Origin of the sequence: Paracoccus sp. SM22M-07 (assembly GCF_001887735.1) — a bacterium.
GTDB lineage: Bacteria > Pseudomonadota > Alphaproteobacteria > Rhodobacterales > Rhodobacteraceae > Paracoccus.
The window spans coordinates 40,724-62,274 of the sequence record NZ_JPKW01000011.1 but is presented as its reverse complement, the minus strand read 5'-3'; the positions used below and the strand labels follow the sequence as shown (position 1 = coordinate 62,274).

Below are 21,551 nucleotides of genomic sequence, written 5' to 3'. Positions count from 1 at the left end.
GCGCACGAAGCCACAAGTCAGTATCGCCTGCGCGGGATCGCGCGCATAAATCTGCACGTATCGCATCGCGATCAGGGGGTCCTGCCCGGTTTTATGGGCAGGACCGGGGTCGTCAGGCCTCGATCACGGCGATCGGCGCGCCATGGGCCAGGGTGTCGCCCTGCCTGGCCTTGTGCGTCAGCCGGCCTGCGCGGGGGGCCTCGATTCGCGTTTCCATCTTCATCGCCTCGATCACGGCGATGACCTGACCTTCGGTGACGTCGGCCCCGTCATCCGCCTGCCACAGGGACAGGATGCCGGCAACGGGGGCGATGACGGCCCCCGGTTCGGGCGCGGTTTCGGTCTTTTCAGGTCCGCCCGTCGGTGGGGCGGCCGACAGGATGCCCTGCGGCAGGGACAGGTCATGGCGCTTGCCGTCGATCTCGATGGACAGGCGCAGCATGGGGGTTTCGGGGGCGGGTGTCACACGGTCTGCCGGCGCGACCGCCGCCGCGAGGCGTTCAGCGAAATCGGTCTCGATCCAGCGGCAATGGACGCCGAAATCGCCATCCTCGGCGCGAAACTCGGGCGCCATGACGACCGCGCGATGGAAGGGCAGGACCGAGGCCACGCCGCCGATCCGGAATTCGTCCAGCGCGCGCACCGCACGGGCCAAGGCCTGCCGGCGGTCCTCCCCCTTCACGATCAGCTTAGCCATCATGCTGTCAAAGCTGCCCGCGACCTGACCGCCCTGTTCGACGCCGCTGTCCAGGCGGATGCCGGGACCACCCGGCGGCTGCCACAGGTCGATGGGGCCGGGGGTCGGCAGAAAGCCGCGGCCCGGGTCCTCGGCATTGATGCGGAACTCGATCGCGTGGCCGCGGGGCGTCGGCACGCTGTCATCGGCAATCGCGGCGCCCTGCGCCACGCGGATCATCGCGACGACCAAGTCGATGCCGGTCGTTTCCTCGGTCACCGGATGTTCGACCTGCAGCCGTGTGTTGACCTCAAGAAACGAGATCGTCCCATTGGCCGACAGCAGGAATTCGACCGTACCCGCGCCGCTGTAACCGGCATGGGCGCAGATCGCGCGGGCCGCATCATGGATGCGGTCGCGCTGTTCGTCGGTCAGGAAAGGGGCGGGCGCTTCCTCGACCAGCTTCTGGTTGCGCCGTTGCAGCGAACAGTCGCGGGTGCCCAGGACCTTGACCGTGCCGTGGCGGTCACCCAAGACCTGCGCCTCGATATGGCGGGGGCGGTCCAGGAACTGCTCGATGAAGCATTCGCCGCGACCAAAGGCCGTCACGGCCTCGCGCACCGCGCTGTCGAACAGCTCTTCGACCTCGTCCAGATCCCATGCGACCTTCATGCCGCGACCGCCGCCGCCGAAGGCCGCCTTGATGGCGATGGGCAGCCCGTGTTCGCGCGCAAAGGCCAGCGCATCCGCGCCGCTGTCCACCGGACCCGGACTGCCCGCAACCAGAGGCGCCCCGACCGCCTGCGCGATCTCGCGCGCGCGGATCTTGTCGCCAAGTGCGTCGATGACATCGGGGTCCGGCCCGACCCAGATCAGGCCCGCATCCTGCACGGCGCGGGCGAAATCGGCGTTTTCCGACAGGAAACCATAGCCCGGATGGATCGCATCGGCGCCCGCGCGTGCCGCGATCTTCAGGATCTTGCCTTGATCCAGATAGGTGTCGCCCGGCCGGAACCCGTCCAGGGCATAGGCGTGGTCGGCCATGCGCACGAAGGGCGCATCCCGGTCGGGATCGGCATAGACGGCGATGGTTTCGATCCCCATGTCGCGGCAGGCGCGGATCACGCGCAGGGCGATTTCACCGCGATTGGCGATCAGCAGGCGGTCGATGGGGCGCAGATCGGCGCTGTCATGGAACAGGGTCATGGTTGGCCTTCCGGGGTGATGGGGGCGAAGGGGGTATCGGTGACGAAACGGATGCGCGCGCCGGGGGGGATCTGACCGGCCAGATCCAGCGCCTGCGGCAGGACCGTGGCGATGACGGGATAGCCTCCGGTCAGCGGGTGATCGGCCAGAAACAGCACCGGCTGACCGGAATGCGGGATCTGGATGGCTCCGGTGGCCGTGCCCTCGGACGGCAGTTCGCTGGCATCGCGGCTCAGCGCCTCACCCGACAGCCGGATCCCGACGCGCGAGGATTGGGCCGTCACCTGCCAGTCCTGTTCCAGAAACCGTGCAACCATCTGGGCGCTGAACCAATCGGTGCGCGGTCCAAGCGTCACGGGCAGTTCGACGACCTGATCCCCGGCGGGCAGGGTGGGGCCGGGCTGTGGATCGACGACCGCGCCGGCGGGACGTCCGGCAGGCGCGATGGCATCGCCGGATGTCAGCGCGGGCGGTCCGATATGGGCCAGGGTGTCCGTCGCGGCGGACCCCAGAACCGGCGACACATCGAACCCACCGCGCAGCGCCAGATAGCTGCGCATGCCGCGCGCAGGCGGATCGATCTGGACCTGATCGCCTGCATCCAGCGCAAAGGCCGCGCCCGGCGCGACGGTCGTGCGGCCCTGCGGATGGATCACCACCGCCTGCCCCGCGCCCGCCAGCGCCAGTGTCATGGCGCAATCGGCGCGCAGGCGGACGGGACCAAGGGTGATTTCCAGCGCCGGATCGTTTGCGGGATTGCCCACCGCGCGGTTCGCGCGCCGCAGCGCCGCCAGATCCAACGCCCCCGAGGCCGAGACCCCCTGCCCCGCCTGGCCCATCCGCCCCGCATCCTGCACCAGGATCGGAAAGGCGGTCTGGACCACGGCCAAGCCGGTCGGGGTCGTCGCGGGTGCGGGTGTTGCCACGGGATGAACCTTGGCGGCCCCTTCGACAAAGCGCGCCCGCACGCCGGGACGCAGCAGGGCCGAAGGGTCTCGGGTCAGGTCGAACATCGGCAGCTCGGTCCGGCCGATCAACTGCCAGCCGCCAGGCGTCTCCTGCGGATATACGCCGCAGAACCGCCCCGCCAGCGCGACCGACCCTGCCGGGATGCGGGTCCGCGGCGCGGAACGGCGCGGCAGGTCAAAGCGGGCGTCGTCGCAGGTCATATAGGCGAAACCGGGTGCAAAGCCGCAAAAGGCCACCTGCCACAGCACCTCCTGGTGGGCGGCGATGACCTGATCGGTGGTCAGGCCCATATGGTCGGCCACGTCGCGCAGATCCTCGCCATCATAGGTGACGGGGATTTCCACCGTTTCGGTGCTGCGCGGCGCAGGGGCCGTGCCGGGGGCGGGCTGGCGATGGGCGATGGCACCGGCCAGCGCTGCATCGGCGGCCACGCCCGGATCGGTGGTGATCATCAGGGTGCGGGCGGCGGGCACGATCTCGGCCACGCCGGGGACGGGATCGGCCAGCAGTGCGTCGAACAGGGCCAGCGTCGCATCCAGATCCGGCAGCTCGACCAGCAGGCAGCGGGGGCCGACGGGCAGAAAACGCACGGTCATGTCTGCCACCGGGTGTCGGGCGTGTCGGTGATGAACATGTGCCCCGGCGCATGGGTGATGGCAAAGGGCGGACGCGATGCCATGACCGCCGCCTGCGGCGTCACCCCGCAGGCCCAGAAGACCGGCACCTGTCCCGGCCCGATCGCCACCGGATCGCCGAAATCGGGCCGCGACAGGTCGGTGATGCCCAGTGCCGCGGGGTCGCCCACATGGACGGGCGCCCCATGCACCGCCGGCATCCGCCCCGAGATCATCACCGCCTCGGCCACGCGATCGGCCGGAATGGGCCGCATCGACACGACCATCCGCCCCGACAGCCGACCCGCCGGGCGGCATTCGCGGTCGGTCAGATACATCGGCACGTTGCAGCCCTGTTCGACATGGGCGACGGGAATGCCCGCCGCCAGCAGCCCTGCCTCGAAGGTGAAGGAACAGCCGATCAGAAAGCTGACCAGGTCGGGATGTTCCGCCCAGGCTTCGGTCGCGTCGGGCGTTTCCTGCGCCAGCACCCCGTCGCGCCAGATCCGGTAAAGCGGCAGGTCGCTGCGCAGATCGGCATCGGGGGCCAGGGCGGTGACATGGCTGCCGGGGTCGGTCACGTCCAGGACGGGACAGGGCTTGGGGTTGCGCTGCGCGAACAGCAGAAAGTCCCAGGCCCAATCGCGCGGCAGGGAGATCATGTTGCATTGCGTGAACCCGCGCGCCAATCCGGCGGTGGGGCGGGGGGGACCGTTGCGGCAGATGGCCCGTGCCTCGGCCGGGGTCATGCGGCACCTGCGAAGGCTGCGATGGTCACGCCGCGCGCCAACAGCGCCTGACGGATCTGCGCCGCCATCTGCACCGCGCCCGGGCTGTCGCCATGCACGCAGATGCTGTCGGCCCGCAGATGCAGGTCCGATCCGTCCACAGCCTGGATGACCCCGGTGGTCGCCAGCTGGACCATGCGCGCGGCCACCGTCTCCGGATCATGCAGGACGGCCCCCGCCTGACGGCGCGACACCAGCGCCCCTTCGGGCGTATAGGCGCGGTCGGCAAAAGCCTCGGCCACGACGCGCAGACCGGCGGCGCGGGCGCGGTCCAGGATCGGTGCGCCGGCCAGGCCCATCAGCACCAGGTCCGGGTCGATGGCGCGGATCGCCGCGATGACCGCGTCCCCCTGCCCCGCATCCTGCGCAATGGTGTTGTAGAGCGCGCCGTGCGGTTTGACATAGGTGACGCGCGTGCCCGCCGCCCGCGCCAGCCCCTGCAGCGCGCCGATCTGATAGATCACGTCGGCGCGCAGGTCATCGGGGGCCACATCCATGTTGCGACGACCAAAGCCCACGCGATCGGGATAGGAGACATGCGCCCCCACCGCCACACCGCGCGCGGCGGCCTGTTCCAGCGTCGCCATCAGCCCCCGCGGATCGCCCGCGTGAAACCCGCAGGCCACGTTGGCCGAACTGACGATGTCCAGCATCGCGGCATCATCGCCCATCTGCCAGGCGCCATAGCCTTCGCCAAGGTCGCTGTTCAGGTCGATCGTCGTCATGGTGTTCCCCCTTATTGGCCCAGGAAGGCAAAGATGCTGCTGACCGAAACCGCCCCCATGTACCAGGTCAACGCGCAGGTGATGGCGCTGGCCCACAGCAGAATGCGGTTGTAACGGTGCCCGCCCATCAGGTCGCTGCGTGCAAAGCCGATATAGGTGAAGATCGTCAGACCGATCGGCAGGATCAACCCGTTGAAGCCACCGACAAAGACCAGGATCGCCGCCGGTGCCGTCCCCATCGCAACATAGACCGCCAAGGAAAAGGCGATGAAGGCGACGGTGGCCAGACTGCGCGCGCGTTCGGACCGAACGCCGAAGATGTCGAGAAAGCTGACCGAGGTATAGGCCGCCCCGATGACCGAGGTCAGCGCCGCCGCCCACAAGACGATGCCAAAGACGCGCATGCCCCATTCGCCCGCCGCGACCGAAAAGGCCTGTGCAGCCGGATTGGCCGCCTGGCCCGACAGGTCCAGCGTCACGCCGGATGCGACCACGCCCAGGATGGCCAGGAACAGGATGAAGCGCATGACGCCCGTCACCGCGATGCCGGTCAGGGCGGCACGGGTCACGGCGGACAGATTTTCGGGTCCGGTCAGGCCCTTGTCCAGCAGGCGATGCGCGCCGGAATAGGTGATATAGCCGCCGACCGTGCCGCCGACGATGGTGGTGATGGTCGCGAAATCGACGAAGTCCGGGAAGACCGCCTGACGCAGCGCCTCGCCGACGGGCGGGTTCGACACCAGCGCGACAAAGACCGTCAGCACGATCATCACCAGCCCCAGCCCCACGATCATCCGGTCCAGCAGCAGGCCCGCGCGGCGCGACAGGAAGATGGCGATGGCCAGCACCGCCGACAGGGCGCCGCCGATCTTGGGGTCCAGCCCCAGCATCGCGTTCAGGCCCAGGCCCGCGCCCGCGATGTTGCCGACGTTGAAGGCCAGACCACCGATGATGACCAGCACCGCCAGCAGGAAGCCCGCCCCGGGGATCGCCATGTTCGCCGTCTGCGAGGCCCGCCGCCCGGTCAGCGCGGTGATGCGCCAGATGTTCAGCTGGACCACGAAATCGATGATCACCGACACCAGGATCGCAAAGGCGAAGGCCGATCCCATGCGGGCCGTGAAGGTGGCGGTCTGGGTGATGAAACCCGGCCCGATGGCCGAGGTCGCCATCAGGAAGATCGCGGCGATCAGGCCTCCGCGCAGGGCTGCGGTGTCGGGCCGTTCGGAAACGTGCATGGGCGGGATCCTCCCTGGATCTGATGTCTTGATTGCCCACAGGCTGCCCGCCGCGCCCATGATCGGTCAACTTTTTTATGACGATATGGTGTATTTTGTTGAACAATCCGTTCTGTTTCGCCGGATAATTGCCAATAAATCAGGCATTCCACCTTCGGCTCTTGTTCATTGGGCGGCGATTCGATCAATCTGGGGCGCAAACAGGGACGGACCATGACAAGCCAGACGACCACTCCGGGATTGGCCGAGGAAACGGCCAGCCGATTGCGCGCCAGACTGGTATCGGGTGAATTGCACCCCGGCGAGCGCCTGTCGGAGGCGCGGCTGGCAGCCGAGCTGGAGGTGTCGCGCAACACGCTGCGCGAGGTCTTCCGCCTGCTGACCCGCGAAGGGCTGCTGACCCATCTGCCCAATCGCGGCATGTCGGTGGCGGTGCCGTCGATGGGGACCATCCTGGACATCTATCGCATCCGCCGCCTGATCGAGGTGCCTGCCTTGGCCCAGGCCTGGCCCCGCCATGCGGCGGTGGGCCGGATGGCGCAGGCCGTGTCAGAGGCGTTGCAATGCCGCGACCGCGACGACTGGCTGGGCGTCGGCAGCGCGAACATGGCCTTTCACGCGGCGATCGTAGATCTGACCGACAGCCCCCGGCTGGCGGGGTTCTTCGCGCAGATCACCGCCGAACTGCGCCTGGCCTTCGGGCTGATGGACACGCCCGAATTGCTGCACGCCCCCTTCATCGAGGCCAATCGGCAGATCGTCGATCTTCTGCAACAGGGCCAGCCCCAGGCTGCCAGCGAACGCCTTGCGACCTATCTGGACCAATCGGAACGGGTGGTGATGGCGGCCTTTGCGCGCATCGACGGACAATAGAACGCCCGCAGCCCTTATCAGGGGGCTGCGGGCGCGGGTTACGCGTCCGGCATGGGACCGGGGATCAGGTGGGGATCAGGCCACGTTTAGCACGAAGAAGTCCTGATCGGTCAGATCGCTCAGCTGGTTGCCCGTCAGCGTGATGCTGTCTTCATCGAACTGGATGACGACATCCGCACCCTGCTGGCGGACCGTTCCAAGGGCCTCCAGATCGGCCAGCGACTGAATGCCCAGACCGGTCAGATCCAGCAGGTCGTCGCCGTCCAGGTCGAAATCGGCGATGCGATCCTGTCCGAAGCCCGCTTCGAAGAAGACGAAGGTATCGTCCCCGGCGCCGCCGGTCAGCTTGTCATCGCCCATGCCACCGAAGACGATGTCGTCGCCGGCTTCGGCGCGGACGTTCTGGTCGCCATCGGCAGCCGTCCAGCGGGTCTGGGTCAGCATGCCGTCCTGGTAGCTGCGGGCGATCGAGGAACCGTCCGCATCCTCGATCAGCTGACCGATCCGCTCTCCGCCCTCGAAGATGGCGGTCTTGGTGCGGCCGTCGTCCAGCAGGACCTCGCGGCGCGAGAGGTTGCCTTCGGCATCGAAGACATCGGTGCTGGTGGCGCGCGGCGTCAGGTCGGCGGCATCGGCGGTGGTGACGGTCAGCTTGGTCCCGTCGGCGGCATAGCGGAGCGTGGTGATCGTGCCATCATCGCCGTCGATGACGCGTTCGCGCAGCGTGCCGTTTCCGTCGAAGGTCCGGGTGATCTGCGACCAGTCGGCGTTGCCCGCCGCATCCAGACGCACATCCTGGCTGGTAAAGCCTAGGTTGGTGATCGCCAGATCCTGGTCGCGGCCTGTGTCGGCCTCGGCATAGGCCGTCTGCGCCGTGCCATGATTGGCCGCCAGATATTCCGCGAAGGCATCCTGCTCGGTGCCGTTATCGGCGAAATCGGCCACCCCGTCGCGCAGCCCGTCGGACGTGCCGTCATTGTCCAGATCGAACAGGTCCACCCGATCGGGATTGGCCAGATCGAAGGGATAACCGTCGCCATTCGGGATCAGGAAGTTCAGCGTCACGGTGCGGATCGCAAGATCGGGATCGGCGACCAGGTCGCCGTTGCGCACCAGCGCCAGGACCGAGGCGCCGTTTTCATCGACGATATCGGCCTGCGTCACGCGTTCCCCGGCAGGCAGGTCGGGATCGAAGCTGAAGCTGATGCCCGCGAATTGCCCGAAGGCGCCGCCCCCCGCCGATGCCGCCGCATGTTCCAGCACCTGCAGCAGTTCGGCCGGGGACATGGTGACCAGCGACAGCCCGTTGTTGAAGGCCAGCGCCGAAGCGATGTCGTTCTGCGAGATCGCACCTGCAGGCTTGATCACGTTGCCCTCGCCATCGACCAGTTCGCCATTGGGCAGGCGGATGGGCGCCGTGGCGCCGGCGGGCACCACCGTTTCGCCGATCGAGGCGCGGATCCCGCCGCCATTCTTGATCGAGACCATGACGCTGCTGTCATAATCCTTGGCGTAATCCAGGTTGGCCATCGCGGTCAGGTTGCCGAGGTTGGTTTCCTGCGTACGCACGCCGTCCGGATCGGTCGCCGTCGCGGTGCCCGTGCGGTTGCCGTTCAGGAAGACGTCGGAATAGCCGAAGATGTTGGACTGGGTGGCGACGATCTGATCCTCCAGCTGATCGACGATCGCCTGGATTTCAGGATCGACCAGATCCTCGGCGCCCAGATCGGCGACGCCCTGGTCGTCGGTCGCATAGGCACCCGACACCGCCGCATCATAGCTTTCGGGAATGATATGCCCGTCGGCGTCGAAATCGACCACCAGCCGGCCGACATATTTATAGCTGCCATCGGTGTTCACGACCGCGATCGGGTTGCCATCGGCATCGGTGGTGAAGATCGGGTACTGGCCCTGCACGCTGTCGCCGTCGCGCGGGCGGTCATCCTCGTCCAGAAGGCGGGTGTTCGAACCGCCCGCCACGATGACATCGACGCCCGACAGGCGCGGTGCCAGTTGTTCCTCCATGCCCAGGACCTGCATGTGGGCCAGCAGGATGACCTTGTCCATGCCGGGATTGGCCGCCAGCAGGGCGTCGACCTCGGCCTGGATTTCAGCGGCCAGCGCGTCCAGCTGTTCGGGGGTGGGGTTGTTGTCGAACTGGCCCGGCGCAATGCCCACCGACCCCGAGGACGCGATCCGCGCCAAGGTCGGCGTGGTGGCGCCGACGATGCCCACCAGTTCCGTCTGGCCGGTCTGTTCGCTGTCCATCGACAGCACGACCGACGAGGTGACGGTGCCCGCCTGCGGCGCCTGACCGCCCGCGACCTCCAGCCCCGCAAGGTTGGGATCGGTCGAGAAGTCCAGGTTCGCCGACAGATAGGGGAACATCGCGCCCGCGAAATCCGCGCCCAGGATGTCGCCCGGCGCATCGCCGCTGATCAGACCCGCCAGATTGGCGGTGCCGAAATCGAATTCGTGATTGCCCAGGGACATGGCCTGCACGCCCAGTTCGTTCTGGATCTGGATGTCGCCGATGCCCTTCGACCCGAAGACCGCCTGCGATGCGTCATAGAAGGGCGACCCGATGAAGGCATCACCCGAGGACAGCGTCAGCGTGTTGTCGGCAATGCCGTCGCCGCCCAGATCCTGGCCGCGCAACCCGTTCAGCACCGCCGACAGGTTCGGGGCATCGGCCAGCGCGCCGGTCGATCCCTCCTGATCCGAGAAATGCAGCAGTTCCAGCGAGAAGGTTTCCGAAACCGGGGCCTGCCTCTCCTCGACCCCATAGATGCCGATCGTGGCGGAACCCTCGTTCGTGACGATATACAGCGCCTCGCCGGTGGGGCTGTCCTCGGCGGGGATGAACAGCGTGCCTTCGGGGGCGGTGTCGCCGGCCTGTCCTGCGGTGGTGACAAAGCTGACATTGGCGGGATCGGTGATGTCGAAGATCATCGTGGTGTTGGCGCGCTCCAGCCCGACGAAGGCATAGGTGCTGTCGCCGATCTGGCCGATGGTGACGCCTTCGGGTTCGGGGCCCTTGTTGTCCGACCGCCCGTCATCCCACAGCTCGGGATACTGTTCGGCCAGGATGCGCTCCAGCGCATCGCCGCTGTCAAAGACCATGCGACCGTCCTGATCCAGGATCGAGAAGGACCGACCCCCATAGGTCAGGATCTGGTCGATATCGCCGTCGCCGTCGGTATCGCCATCCAGCAGCGACGATCCCGACACGTTCAGACGACCCAGACCCTCATCAGCCTGCAGGGCTTCGGCATCGGGGAAGGTGGTGGGGTCCAGGGCGACGTCCTTCAGGCGCGTGCTGTCGCCTTCGGGGGCGAAATCGTCGCGGTCGTCGCCTTCATTGGCGATGACATAGTAGTCGCGCCCATCCGCACCGGTATAGGAGGAGATCGCATCCGGCATGAACTGCCCGATCACCGGATTGCCGGTCGTCAGGTTGATCCCGTCATCGCGGTCCGAGAAATCGGCCAGCAGCCCCGCGAAATCCTTGCCGCCAAGCGGCACGATGCGGTCGAAGCTGTTGGTGGTCAGGTCCAGGACGGCAACAGCATTCGCCTCTTGCAGCGTGACCATGGCGGTCAGTCCGTCGGCGGAAACGGCGATATATTCCGGTTCCAAGTCGTCGGACACGCTCTGGCCGTCGAAGATCCGCACGCCGGCCTCGCGCAGGGCGTTTTCCTGACCATCAAAGGCGGTGAAGTCGACCTGAGTGACGGTGCCCGTCGCAAGGTCGATGACGGAAACGCCACCCTTGGGGTTCGACAGCGACAGGTCGGTGGGCTCGCCTTCGTTGGCGACCAGCAGCTTGGTGCCGTCGGGGGTGAAGGTCAGCATGTCGGGCAGCGCGCCAACGTCGAAGCTGGTGACCAGATTGCCGTCCAGATCCAGGATGACCACCCGTCCAGGATCGGTCTTGGGATCGGCGGGCAGGGCCACGGCGATGACGCTGCCATTGGTCGCGACCGAGGTGATGTCGGTCGTCGCGAAATCAAACCCTGCGGCGGTGAAGTCGATGGACTTGGCAAGCACCGGCGCCGAGGGGTCGGTGATGTCCACGATCTGCAGCCCGGTGGCGGCGGTCACGTAAAGGCGCCCGCCCGTATGGGCGGCGATCTCGGCCCCGGCCAGGTCGAAGGACCCCTTGTGGTCCAGGGTCAGCGCGCCGGTGGGGGCGGTATCGCCTTCGAAGGTTGCGCCGTCATAGATTTCGGGCGTGACGGGGCTGTCATCCTGGTCGAAATCGATGCCCACCACGATCGGGTCGTGGTCCGAGGCGCGATAGGGCGTGTCGCCGTCAAAAATCGAAGGATCGCGACCGAAATCAAGGTTGTAATCCAGCGCGTCGGCTTCGTCCGAATTGATGTTCCATTCGATCGCATCGACGATGTGGTTGAACATCTCGAGCGAGGCCAGGGCATAATCCAGCCCGCCCAGCATCGCGTCGAACAGGTAGGAATAGCCCAGTTCCACGAATTCGGCGGCCAGATCGACGAAGCCCGCCGTGTCGATCAGATAGGCCAGCGGATCTTCGGAGGCATAGGAATTCAGGTCGCCCAGCAACAGCATGTTCGGCGTGTCGGACCCGGTCGGGTTCGTCCCCAGCCAGTCGTCCAGCGCCTGCGCGGCCAGCAGGCGCTGGTTGTTGAAGTTGCCCGCACCGTCGCCCGCATCGGCATCCGCGCCGTCGCCGGTGCCGCCCTTGGATTTGAAATGGTTGACCACGACGGTCATCTGATCGCCGCCCGACAGCGTCTCGAAGGTGGTCGCCAGCGAAGCGCGGCTGGTCGAGGGACCGTCGAAGATGCTGCCCGTGCTGCTCTGCGCCAGCAGGGCCGGATCGACCTGCGCGTCGGTCAGGAAGGCGGGCGCGGTGCCCGGCGCCACCTGCACCATGTCGGCGCGATAGATCAGGCCGCCGGCGATGGCGTCGTCGCCCACGAATTCGCTGCCCGGATCGACCCAGGACCAGATCTCGGCCCCGGCGCTTTCGTTCAGGGATGCGACGATGGCCGCGATGGGCAGGCCCCTGTCGCCCTGCGCGCTGGTCGCCCCCGGAGCCATGCCGGGGTCAAGGAAATCGTTTTCCAGTTCGACCAGCCCGATGACATGGGCGCCCGTGCCCTCGATGGCGGTGATCAGCTTGTCCAGCTGGCGGTCGTATTCCTCGACGCTGTCGGCACCGCGACCCTGCTGGTCAAGACCCGGTCCCACGCCTTCGTTGCCCGACCCGTCGATCGAGGTGAAGAAGTTCAGCACGTTCATGCTGGCGATCTTGATGTCGCCTGCCACCTCGGCGATGGCGTCGGGGCGGGGGTTCGTGTCCTCGAACGTGTTCTGCCCGTCCTGCGTCGCCCGGATGCGCCAGGTCGCCCCCGAGGTCGAGCTGCCCGCCCATTGGTAATCCAGGACGCCCGTCAGGTTCGTGACCGTGTCACCCATCGAGGGCGCGGTCGCGTCGGAATATCCCTGGAACCCGTCCAGATTGCCGATCGGCTGGTTCTGCTGGTTCAGACCGTCATCATAGACGACCTGACGGCTGCCGACCTCCTGCAGATAGGCGTCATTGCCGGCGGCATCGGGGGTGTTGAACTGGCTGTAGGTGAATGGGCGTTCGCCGGTGATGGTCGTGCCGCCCGGTCCGGTCTGTTCAAAGCCGTTGGTGTCGAACAGCGTGATCTCGTTGAACCGGTCCAGCTGGAACTGTTCGGTGATGGTCAGCGTGTCGGGCACGGTGACCAGCATCCCCTCATGCGCCTCCAGATCGGCCTGATAGCCGCCTGACTGATCGCGCGAGACATCGCCGCCCAGCTGCAGCACCGCCGCCGTCGGCATCGGGTTGCCCTGCGACAGGACCTGCACGTCGGTGACGCTGCCGATCTGGGTCTGGCCGAAATATTCGCCGACCGTGCCGGTGACGCGCACGCGGTCACCGATCTGCACATCGGTGCCAAAACCGTCGTCGAAGACGAAGATCCCTTCGGACGTCCCCGCATCGCCGTCGGCATCCGCATCCTGTTCCTGCAGATAGAAACCGCCCAAGCTGCGCCCCTGGTCGCCGTCGCCATCCTGGAAATCACCCACGACGATGGCATCGACGGTCACGACCTGCCCGACCAGCGGGCTGGCATCGCGATTGTCGTTTCCGCCCGCAGGGTTCGACCCCTGGCTGTCGGCATTGCCCTGGATGGTCGAGATTCGCGTAACCTCGTCATTCAGGATCGTGCCCTGGGCGGTGGCCTGGGTGATCGCCAGGGTGCCGGTGGGGTCGGACAGGGTGACGCTGAAGGTTTCGGGCAATTCGGGATCGGTATCGCCGGTGATGGCGATCTGGATGGTGGCGCTGGTCTGGCCATCGGCGAAATCGACTGTGCCCGACGCGGCGGCATAGTCGCTGCCGGCGGTGGCGGTGCCGTCCGCGGTCGCGAAATCAAGGCTGGCTGCGCCCGCGCCATCGCTGCGGGTGACGGTGAAGACCATCTGGGCGATGCCGTCGTCACCCTCGGCAACCTGGGCGTCGGCAATGGCATAGGTGGTGACGGAGGGACCCGACACGAAATCCTGCCCCGTATTGGCCGCACCGGGGGTCGCATTCGCCGCAGCCGCCCATGTGAAATCACTGGCCTGCGACCCCGATCCGGTCAGCTGCAGCGACATGCCGATGCCCGTTCCGCCATCTTCGGCCACGCCGACATCGACCGAGGTCATGCCCATCGCGGGCCCGTCCACCGCCGTCATGACGCCTTCATATCCCAGGAACTGCACGACCGCGCCGGCGCCATCGACCAGCGCGATGGCATCGGGCGACCCGTTCTGGATGCCCGGCGCGGCGACCGTCAGCGTGCCATAGCCCTGCCCCATGTCCGACAGCACGCCCGACAGCGGCAGCGTGCCATACATCGCGCCGTTGTTGCCGTTATAGAGAGCGACGCTCCACCCCGTCAGGTCGGTGCCCGCGGGGCCCGCGATCTCGATGAACTCTCCCTCGTCGGCGCCGGCATTGTCATAGTGGAATTCGTTGATGAAGATCGCGGTCATCGGAGAGCCTTACTGTGATGGGGCAGGCGTGTCGCGGGCCGCCTGATGGCAGGGTCCCGAAACGCATGCGGAAACAAAAGGGCACTGGCTGGGCCAGCTTTTGCCGACATGGTTAACGAAGTTTCGTAACGGCATTTTGACGAAGACATGTCCGAATGATGGTCAACTGCCCGTTGCATTGGCAAGTCTCTTGTCGCGCGTGCGGTGGAACAGGGCGGCGACCGGCAGGCCCAACGCGCCAAGATGCGGCGATGTCGACAGGACGGTCGCCCGGTTCGGTCGGGTGCTTGCGGTTGCGCGCGCCTTGTGGCGATGTCAGGGTTTTCGCAGCACCGTGACCGCGCATGCCGTTTCACAAGACGGTTGCCTGCATGTCCAGTTTGGTCACATTGGAACGAACCGAAGCGGACCCTTCGTGTCCTCGGACTGGGATAACATGATGACCATACCCCATCGATCGCTGGCCGGCGCCTGCCTTGCCATCATGCTGTCGGCCACCGCGCCCGCCATGGCGCAGGACGCGGACGCCGTGACATTCGCCCAATCGGTCGAACCTCAGGGCCTGGACCCGACCGTTTCATCGCCGGTGGCGGCGGGGCAGATCACCTGGCAGACCGTCTTCGAAGGGCTGGTCGCCATCGACCGTGACGGCCAAATCGTCCCGCAGCTGGCCACGGAATGGGCCATCGCGGATGACGGGCTGACCTATACCTTCACGCTGCGCGACGGGGTGACCTTCCAGAACGGCGCCGCCTTCGACAGCGCCACCGCGAAATTCGCCATCGAGCGCATCCTGTCCGAGACCTCGACCAACGGCCAGAAGGCCAATTACACCGCCATTGCCGATGTGCAGGCCCCCGATCCGGCGACGCTGGTCCTGACGCTGTCGGAACGCAATGCCGACCTGCTTTACTGGCTGGGCTATCCGGCCGCCGTCATGGTCGAACCCACCAGCGCAGAAACGAACGGCACCGCCCCCGTCGGCACCGGCCCCTTCAAGGTCGATGAATGGCGCAAGGGCGACCGGGTCATCATGTCGGCATGGGACGGTTACTGGGGCGAAGCGCCGGCAATATCGCGGGTGACGGCCCGTTTCATCGGGGATGCGCAGGCGCAGGCGGCGGCCCTGCAATCGGGGCAGGTGGACATCGTCGGCGACCTCAGCGCGCCCGAACTGTTCGAACAGTTCACGACCGACCCCGCCTTCACCGCCGTCGCGGGCGCCGGAGAAATGGAGGTGGTGGCCGGCATGAACAACGACCGCCCCCCCTTCGACGATCCGCGCGTCCGTCAGGCGTTGATGATGTCCATCGACCGGCCCAGCCTGGTCCAAGTCGTCAGCGCCGGCCAGGGCACGCCGATCGGGTCGCATTTTTCGCCCGCCAACCCGTTCTACCAGGACCTGACGGCACTGTTCCCCTATGACCCCGAAAAGGCCAAGGCGCTGCTGGCCGAGGCGGGGCATGCCGAGGGCTTCAGCTTTGATTTCAAGGTCCCCAACCGCGACTATGCCCAACGCTCGGCCGAGATCCTGCAGGCCTTCTTTGCGCAGGTGGGGGTGACGGCCAATATCCAGACCTCGGATTTTCCGGCCGCCTGGATCCAGGACGTGTTCACGGACAAGAATTACGACATGACCATCATCGGCCATGCCGAGCCGCTGGATATCGGCATCTATGCCCGCCATCCCTATTACTTCAACTATGACAGCGCTGCCTTCCGCGACCAGATGGCCGCCATCGCCGCCGCCACTTCCGAGGAGGAGCGGGCGGCAGGCTATCAGGCCGCGCAGGACATGCTGGCCCGCGATCTGCCCGCGTTGTTCCTGTTTTCCTATCCCAAGCTGGGCGTCTGGAAGGCGGGCCTGGAGGGTGTCTGGGAAAACGGGCCGGTGCCTGCGAACGACATGACCGACATCCGCTGGTCCCAGTGATCCGCCGATGACCCCGTCCCCTTCCCGCATCCGCCGGCTGGCGGGGGCCGCGCTGATGCTGCTGGTCACCTCGCTGGTGATCTTCCTGCTGATCGAGGCCGCGCCGGGCGATCCGGCCGAGATCATGCTGGGCACCTCGGCGCAGGCGGATACGCTGGCCGCCCTGCGCGACCAGCTGGGCCTGGATCGCCCGCTGATGGTGCGATATCTGGCATGGCTGGGCGGCGTGGTCACCGGGGATATGGGACAGTCCTATACCTATGGCGTGCCGGTCGCGGGGCTGATCGCGGAACGCATGCTGGTCACGCTGCCGCTGACGCTGATGGCGACGCTGCTGGCGGTTGGCGTGTCGATTCCGCTTGGGGTGATGGCGGCGGCGCGTCCGGGCCGGGCGGGCGACGGGCTGGCCACGGTCTTTGCCCAGATGGGGATCGCCGTGCCGAATTTCTGGATCGGTCTGCTGCTGATCCTGGTCTTCGCGCTGAAGCTGGGCTGGTTTCCGGTGGGCGGGTTTCCGGGCTGGGGCGACGCCGGTTGGGGCGCGGCATCGGCGCTGATCCTGCCCGCCGTGGCACTGGCCATCCCGCAGGCGGCGGTCCTGACCCGCGTCACCCGCGCCGCGGTTCTTGACGTCGCGGCCGAGGATTTCATCCGCACCGCCCGCGCCAAGGGCCTGTCGCGCCGCCGCGCGCTGTGGCGTCACACGGTGCCCAATGCCCTGCTGCCGGTGGTGACGATGCTGGGCCTGCAGATCCCCTTCCTGATTTCCGGCGCGGTGCTGGTGGAAAACGTCTTCAGCCTGCCGGGCATCGGCACGCTGGCCTATCAGGCCCTGTCGCAACGCGACCTGATAGTGGTTCAGAATGTCGTGCTGCTGTTCGCGGCGATCGTCCTGGCGGTCAATGCCGGAACCGACGCGCTTTATGCCCGACTGGACCCCCGGCTGAAGGCGCGCCAGTGATGCGCCTGCCGAAATCACTGATCCTGGGCGCGGCGATCACCGCCATCATGGTAGGGGCGGCGGTGCTGAGCCGCGTCTGGACGCCCGCCGACCCCACGGCGATGAACATTGTGGCCCGCCTGCAGGCCCCGGATGCGGCGCATTGGTTCGGGACCGACCCGATCGGCCGCGACGTGCTGTCGATCATCATGGCGGGGGCGTGGACGTCGCTTGGCATCGCGGTGCTGGCAACGGCCATCGGCGGCGCGGCGGGCACGTTGCTGGGGATGACGGCGGCGGCCGGGGGCGGGCGGGCGGAACGGCTGGTCATGGGTTTCAACGGCGTGCTGTTCGCCTTTCCGCCGATCCTGTCGGCGATCCTGCTGGGGGCGCTGATGGGGCCGGGCGCGGGGACCGCGATCACCGCGATCGGGGTCTTCATGGTGCCGGTCTTTGCCCGCATCAGCCGCGCCGCCGCGATCCAGATCTGGGCGCGCGACTATATCAGCGCCGCCCGCATGGCCGGCAAGAACGACGTGCGCATCACGGCGGAACATGTGCTGCCGAACATCCTGCCGCAGATCATCGTGCAGCTGGCCATCCAGACCGGCCTTGCCATCCTGTCCGAGGCGGGCCTGTCCTTTCTGGGCATGGGCGTGTCGCCCCCCACCCCCAGCTGGGGTCGGATGCTGTCGGAAAGCCAGACCTATCTGGCCGCGGCGCCGCATCTGGTGCTGGCGCCAGGGCTGGCCATCGCGGTCACGGTGCTGGGGCTGAACCTTTTGGGCGACGGGCTGCGCGACCTGACCGATCCGCGACGGGGGCAGGCCGGATGATGCTGGAGATCCGCGATCTGCGCGTCACCTTCGGCGAAAGGCCGGCGCTGAACGGGATCGACCTGTCGCTGGCGCGCGGCCGGACGCTTGGGGTCGTGGGCGAATCCGGGTCGGGAAAATCCGTGATGGCGCTGGCCGTGATGGGCCTGCTGCCCCGGACCGCACGCGCCACGGGGCGCATCGGCTTTGACGGGCGCGACATCCTGACCATGCCCGAACGCGACCTGTGCGCGCTGCGCGGAAACCGGATCGGGATGATTTTCCAGGAACCGATGACCGCGCTGAACCCTGCGATGCACATCGGTGCGCAGATCGCCGAAGGGCTGATCCTGCACCAGGGCCTGTCGCGCCGCGACGCCCGCGCCAGGGTGATGCACCTGCTGGACATGGTCCGCATCCCGCGCGCCGCCGAACGCATCGACAGTTTCCCGCATGAATTGTCGGGTGGGCAACGCCAGCGCGTGGGGATCGCCATCGCGCTGGCGCTGACGCCGGACCTGCTGATCGCAGATGAACCCACCACGGCGCTGGATGTCACCGTCCAGGCCGAGATCCTGGACATTCTGGATGACCTGGTCACCGATCTGGGGATCGCGCTGATGCTGATCTCGCATGATCTGGGGGTGATCGCGCGGATCGCGGATGACACGCTGGTCCTGTATCGCGGTTCCCTGATCGAACATGGCCCGACCGAACGCATCCTGCGCCGCCCCGGTCACGACTATACCTACACGCTGCTGGACGCGCTGCCCCCACGCGTCCGCGCCACGCTGAGGGACGCCCCATGACACAGCCCTTGTTGCAGGTCAGCCGGTTGTCGCGGCATTTTCCCTTGGGCCAAGGCATGGTCAGGGCGCTGGACAACGTGTCGCTGACCCTGATGCCGGGGCAGATCTTGGGGGTGGTGGGGGAATCGGGGTCGGGGAAATCGACGCTTGCGCGGATCGTCATGGGGCTGGACCGCGCGACATCGGGCAGGGTGCAGATCGCGGGGCGGGATATCTTCGCCCTGTCGCCGCGGGACCTGCGTCGGGCGCGGCGGGATTTCCAGATGGTGTTCCAGGACCCCTATGGTTCGCTGGACCCGCGCCACCGCGTGGGCCGCATCATCGCCGAGCCGCTGCATCTGGACCCCACCGCCCCCAAGGGCCGCGACCGACGCGTCCTGGTCGGCCGATTGCTGCGGGACGTGGGTCTGGACGCGGCCGATCAGGACCGCTTTCCGCATGAGTTCAGCGGTGGACAGCGCCAGCGCATCGCCATCGCCCGCGCCCTCATCACCAAGCCGCGCCTGCTGGTCGCGGACGAGGCGACCTCGGCGCTGGACCTGACGGTGCAAAAGCAGATCCTGCGGCTGATCCTGGACCTTCGCGACGAACATCGCATCGGGGTCCTGTTCATCACCCACAATCTGGGCGTGGTGGACCAGATCTGCGACTGCGTCGCGGTCATGAAGGACGGTCGCATCGTGGAAAGTGGGCCGATGCGCCAGATCATGGACCACCCCGCCGAACCCTATACCCGCCGCCTGCTGGAGGCCGAGCCGCGCCTGGACGTGATCGGGCGCAAGGTCCGCCCCAGACCATCGTGAACTCACTCACCCAGAAAGGTCAGTCCCATGCCCCTATCCACCAGGCAATCCGACATGCTGGACCGTCCCGCCCGCAGCATCCTGACCGATTTTCGCAACCGCAGCCTGTCGCCGGTCGATTACATGACGGCCCTGATCGCGCGGGTCGAGGCATCCGAACCCAAAGTCGGCGCGCTGTACCTGTTCCGCCCCGAACGCGCCCTGCAGCAGGCACGGGCGGCGCAGGAGCGCTATGCCCAAGGCGCGCCGATGGGACCGCTGGACGGGATGCCCGTGACCGTCAAGGAACTGATCGCCACCAGGGGCGACCCGGTGCCCATGGGAACCGCCGCCATCGACCTGGTTCCTGCCCCCGAAGACGCCCCCACCGCCGCCCGCCTGCACGAGGACGGCGCCATCATCTTTGCCAAGACGACCTGCCCCGATTACGGGATGCTGTCATCGGGGCTGTCTTCCTTTCACCCGCTGACGCGCAACCCTTGGGGTCTGTCGCAGAACCCCGGCGGGTCCAGCGCAGGCGCCGCGGCGGCCGGGGCCGCAGGCTATGGGCCGTTGCATGTGGGCACCGATATCGGCGGATCGGTCCGCCTGCCGGCGGGGTGGACGGGGCTGTTCGGGTTCAAGCCGACGCAGGGACGGGTGCCGATCGATCCTTACTATACCGGGCGCTGCGCCGGGCCGATGACGCCCACCGTCGATGATGCGGCGCTGCTGATGCATACGATCACCCGCCCCGATTGGCGCGATGCGACGGCCCTGCCCTATCAGGCGCTGGACTGGGATGTCCCGCCCGCGGACGTCCATGGGATGCACATCGGGCTGATGCTGGATGCGGGCTGCGGCAATGCACCCGATCCGCAGGTCGTTCAGGCCGTCAGCCGCGCCGCCCGCCTGTTCCAGGATCACGGCGCGACGGTCATCCCCGTCGCTCCGATACTGACCCGGCAGATGCTGGACGGGTTGGACCATGCCTGGCGGGCGCGGTTCTGGTCGATGATCGAGGCTTTGCCGCTGGACAGGCGCGCGTTGATCCTGCCCTATATCCATGACTGGGCGGCGAAAGGGGCGCTGGCGACCCCCCAGCAGGTGGCCCAGGGCTTTGACCAGATCTTTGCGATGCGGCGCGCCACGGCGCAGGTCTTTCAACAGGTCGACGCGATCCTGTCGCCGGTCAATGCCGACATTTCTTATCCGGCGAATCAGGCGTCACCGACGAACGATCCCGCGCGGCCCTTTGAACATATTTGCTTCACTGTGCCGTGGAACATGGGCGAACAGCCGGCTTGTTCAATCCATTGCGGCCTGTCGACGACCGGGATTCCTATCGGGCTGCAGATCGTCGCGCCCCGGTTCCACGACCTGACGGTGATGGCCCTTGCCCGCGCCTTCGAGGCATGGCGCGGCCCCGTCACCGGCTGGCCGCGCCATGACGGTCACGCCACCACAGAGAGCGATCCGTCGGTTTCCAGGACCACCGCCTGAACCCAGGCCTCGTCGTCATGGCCCGCCTGGCGCAGGGCGGACCGGATCTCCTCGGGGGATATGCGCTGACGGCGCATCGTCGCCTCAAGGTATGTGCCGCGATGGACCAGCAGAGAGGGTTCCGACTTGATCAGGTCGCGGAAGCGCTGCGACCGGACCGAAACCACGGTGATCAGGTATTGCATGCAGATCAGCAAGGCCAATGCAACCATCCCCTCGGCCAGGGGGACGCTGTCGCTGAGAAGGACGGTCGCCAAGGTGGACCCCAGGGCCACCGTCACCACCAGGTCGAAGGCGTTCATCTTGCTGAGGGTCCGCTTGCCCGACAGGCGCAGCATCACCACCAGTCCGACATAGGCGAAACTGCCGACGATCAGGACACGCCAAAGTCCGGACCAGCTGTCAAAGAAGATCGGGTCGCTCATGCCGGGTGCCTTTCCTGCAACGGTCGATACCCGACCCAACCGACACCGGCGCCCATCGTTCCGTGCGGCAACCCGCCCATCGCGACCTATTGGCGCAACGTCCGGCTCGTCGGGCCTTGCGCGCTTGGCCGCAGGGGCGGAATGTCGCAAGGTGGCACGCGGCACCCTTGCCCAAGACCGCCGTCCATGCGCGCGCCTG

Annotated in this window: 14 protein-coding genes; 7 read left to right on the top strand and 7 right to left on the bottom strand. The window is 67.1% G+C overall.

The window, feature by feature from the left end; translation table 11 throughout:
* Positions 1 to 112: 112 nt before the first annotated feature.
* From IE00_RS14935 to IE00_RS14915, 5 genes are read right to left on the bottom strand one after another with little or no spacing between them, the layout of a single operon-like run.
* The gene (locus tag IE00_RS14935) at positions 113 to 1,882 is read right to left on the bottom strand and encodes a biotin carboxylase N-terminal domain-containing protein (RefSeq protein WP_240493930.1); all 1,770 of its coding nucleotides are present in this window, start codon (positions 1,880 to 1,882) and stop codon (positions 113 to 115) included.
* Entirely contained in the window at positions 1,879 to 3,447 is a 1,569-nt protein-coding gene (locus tag IE00_RS14930) for an urea amidolyase family protein (protein WP_072298003.1), read from the bottom strand. The genes IE00_RS14935 and IE00_RS14930 overlap by 4 nt, the downstream gene beginning before the upstream one ends.
* Positions 3,444 to 4,214: a putative hydro-lyase gene (locus tag IE00_RS14925; protein WP_072298002.1), complete on the bottom strand. Its 771-nt coding sequence runs from the start codon at positions 4,212 to 4,214 to the stop codon at positions 3,444 to 3,446. The genes IE00_RS14930 and IE00_RS14925 overlap by 4 nt, the downstream gene beginning before the upstream one ends.
* On the bottom strand, positions 4,211 to 4,978 hold the full coding sequence (locus IE00_RS14920; RefSeq protein WP_072298001.1) for a LamB/YcsF family protein: 768 nt from the start codon (positions 4,976 to 4,978) through the stop codon (positions 4,211 to 4,213). Before IE00_RS14920 ends, IE00_RS14925 begins: the two co-directional genes overlap by 4 nt.
* Positions 4,979 to 4,989: 11 nt before the next feature.
* Positions 4,990 to 6,216 carry an NRAMP family divalent metal transporter gene (locus tag IE00_RS14915; protein ID WP_072298000.1) on the bottom strand — a complete coding sequence of 409 codons (1,227 nt, stop codon included), beginning with the start codon at positions 6,214 to 6,216 and terminating at the stop codon, positions 4,990 to 4,992.
* Positions 6,217 to 6,429: 213 nt separating this feature from the next.
* Here IE00_RS14915 and IE00_RS14910 point away from each other — a divergent pair, with 213 nt between their 5' ends.
* Positions 6,430 to 7,089 (top strand): GntR family transcriptional regulator, encoded by a 660-nt coding sequence (locus tag IE00_RS14910; protein ID WP_072298095.1) that lies wholly within the window; start codon positions 6,430 to 6,432, stop codon positions 7,087 to 7,089.
* 75 nt (positions 7,090 to 7,164) lie between these two features.
* Here IE00_RS14910 and IE00_RS14905 read toward each other — a convergent pair whose 3' ends face one another.
* Positions 7,165 to 14,145 carry an ExeM/NucH family extracellular endonuclease gene (locus IE00_RS14905; protein WP_072297999.1) on the bottom strand — a complete coding sequence of 2,327 codons (6,981 nt, stop codon included), beginning with the start codon at positions 14,143 to 14,145 and terminating at the stop codon, positions 7,165 to 7,167.
* A 439-nt stretch (positions 14,146 to 14,584) separates the two neighbouring features.
* Here IE00_RS14905 and IE00_RS14900 point away from each other — a divergent pair, with 439 nt between their 5' ends.
* Genes IE00_RS14900 through IE00_RS14875 form a run of 6 tightly spaced genes read left to right on the top strand, consistent with a single transcriptional unit; the run spans position 14,585 to position 20,927 of the window.
* A complete protein-coding gene (locus tag IE00_RS14900) occupies positions 14,585 to 16,078 on the top strand; it encodes an ABC transporter substrate-binding protein (protein ID WP_072298094.1) in 1,494 nt (497 codons plus the stop codon).
* Between the two features lie 7 nt (positions 16,079 to 16,085).
* Complete coding sequence (locus IE00_RS14895) at positions 16,086 to 17,039, top strand: ABC transporter permease (protein ID WP_072297998.1); 954 nt, start codon at positions 16,086 to 16,088, stop codon at positions 17,037 to 17,039.
* Between the two features lie 5 nt (positions 17,040 to 17,044).
* Positions 17,045 to 17,854, top strand: a complete 810-nt coding sequence (locus IE00_RS14890; RefSeq protein WP_205949689.1) for an ABC transporter permease — start codon at positions 17,045 to 17,047, stop codon at positions 17,852 to 17,854.
* Positions 17,854 to 18,642, top strand: a complete 789-nt coding sequence (locus IE00_RS20645) for an ABC transporter ATP-binding protein (RefSeq protein WP_240493929.1) — start codon at positions 17,854 to 17,856, stop codon at positions 18,640 to 18,642. The genes IE00_RS14890 and IE00_RS20645 overlap by 1 nt, the downstream gene beginning before the upstream one ends.
* Positions 18,639 to 19,445: an ABC transporter ATP-binding protein gene (locus IE00_RS20640; RefSeq protein ID WP_072297995.1), complete on the top strand. Its 807-nt coding sequence runs from the start codon at positions 18,639 to 18,641 to the stop codon at positions 19,443 to 19,445. Before IE00_RS20645 ends, IE00_RS20640 begins: the two co-directional genes overlap by 4 nt.
* Before the next feature lie 27 nt (positions 19,446 to 19,472).
* Positions 19,473 to 20,927, top strand: coding sequence for an amidase (locus IE00_RS14875; RefSeq protein ID WP_072297994.1), 1,455 nt, complete (start codon positions 19,473 to 19,475; stop codon positions 20,925 to 20,927).
* Here the strand turns inward: IE00_RS14875 and IE00_RS14870 are convergent.
* Positions 20,879 to 21,352, bottom strand: a complete 474-nt coding sequence (locus IE00_RS14870) for a DUF421 domain-containing protein (protein ID WP_072297993.1) — start codon at positions 21,350 to 21,352, stop codon at positions 20,879 to 20,881. The two genes, IE00_RS14875 and IE00_RS14870, sit on opposite strands and share 49 nt — an antisense overlap.
* Positions 21,353 to 21,551 lie beyond the last annotated feature (199 nt).

Bases quoted from the DNA above. Each gene is read 5' to 3' on its own strand.
- IE00_RS14935 (WP_240493930.1), bottom strand. From the start codon at position 1,882: ATGACCCTGTTCCATGACAGCGCCGATCTGCGCCCCATCGACCGCCTG.
- IE00_RS14930 (WP_072298003.1), bottom strand. From the start codon at position 3,447: ATGACCGTGCGTTTTCTGCCCGTCGGCCCCCGCTGCCTGCTGGTCGAG.
- IE00_RS14925 (WP_072298002.1), bottom strand. From the start codon at position 4,214: ATGACCCCGGCCGAGGCACGGGCCATCTGCCGCAACGGTCCCCCCCGC.
- IE00_RS14920 (WP_072298001.1), bottom strand. From the start codon at position 4,978: ATGACGACGATCGACCTGAACAGCGACCTTGGCGAAGGCTATGGCGCC.
- IE00_RS14915 (WP_072298000.1), bottom strand. From the start codon at position 6,216: ATGCACGTTTCCGAACGGCCCGACACCGCAGCCCTGCGCGGAGGCCTG.
- IE00_RS14910 (WP_072298095.1), top strand. From the start codon at position 6,430: ATGACAAGCCAGACGACCACTCCGGGATTGGCCGAGGAAACGGCCAGC.
- IE00_RS14905 (WP_072297999.1), bottom strand. From the start codon at position 14,145: ATGACCGCGATCTTCATCAACGAATTCCACTATGACAATGCCGGCGCC.
- IE00_RS14900 (WP_072298094.1), top strand. From the start codon at position 14,585: ATGACCATACCCCATCGATCGCTGGCCGGCGCCTGCCTTGCCATCATG.
- IE00_RS14895 (WP_072297998.1), top strand. From the start codon at position 16,086: ATGACCCCGTCCCCTTCCCGCATCCGCCGGCTGGCGGGGGCCGCGCTG.
- IE00_RS20645 (WP_240493929.1), top strand. From the start codon at position 17,854: ATGCTGGAGATCCGCGATCTGCGCGTCACCTTCGGCGAAAGGCCGGCG.
- IE00_RS20640 (WP_072297995.1), top strand. From the start codon at position 18,639: ATGACACAGCCCTTGTTGCAGGTCAGCCGGTTGTCGCGGCATTTTCCC.
- IE00_RS14875 (WP_072297994.1), top strand. From the start codon at position 19,473: ATGCCCCTATCCACCAGGCAATCCGACATGCTGGACCGTCCCGCCCGC.
- IE00_RS14870 (WP_072297993.1), bottom strand. From the start codon at position 21,352: ATGAGCGACCCGATCTTCTTTGACAGCTGGTCCGGACTTTGGCGTGTC.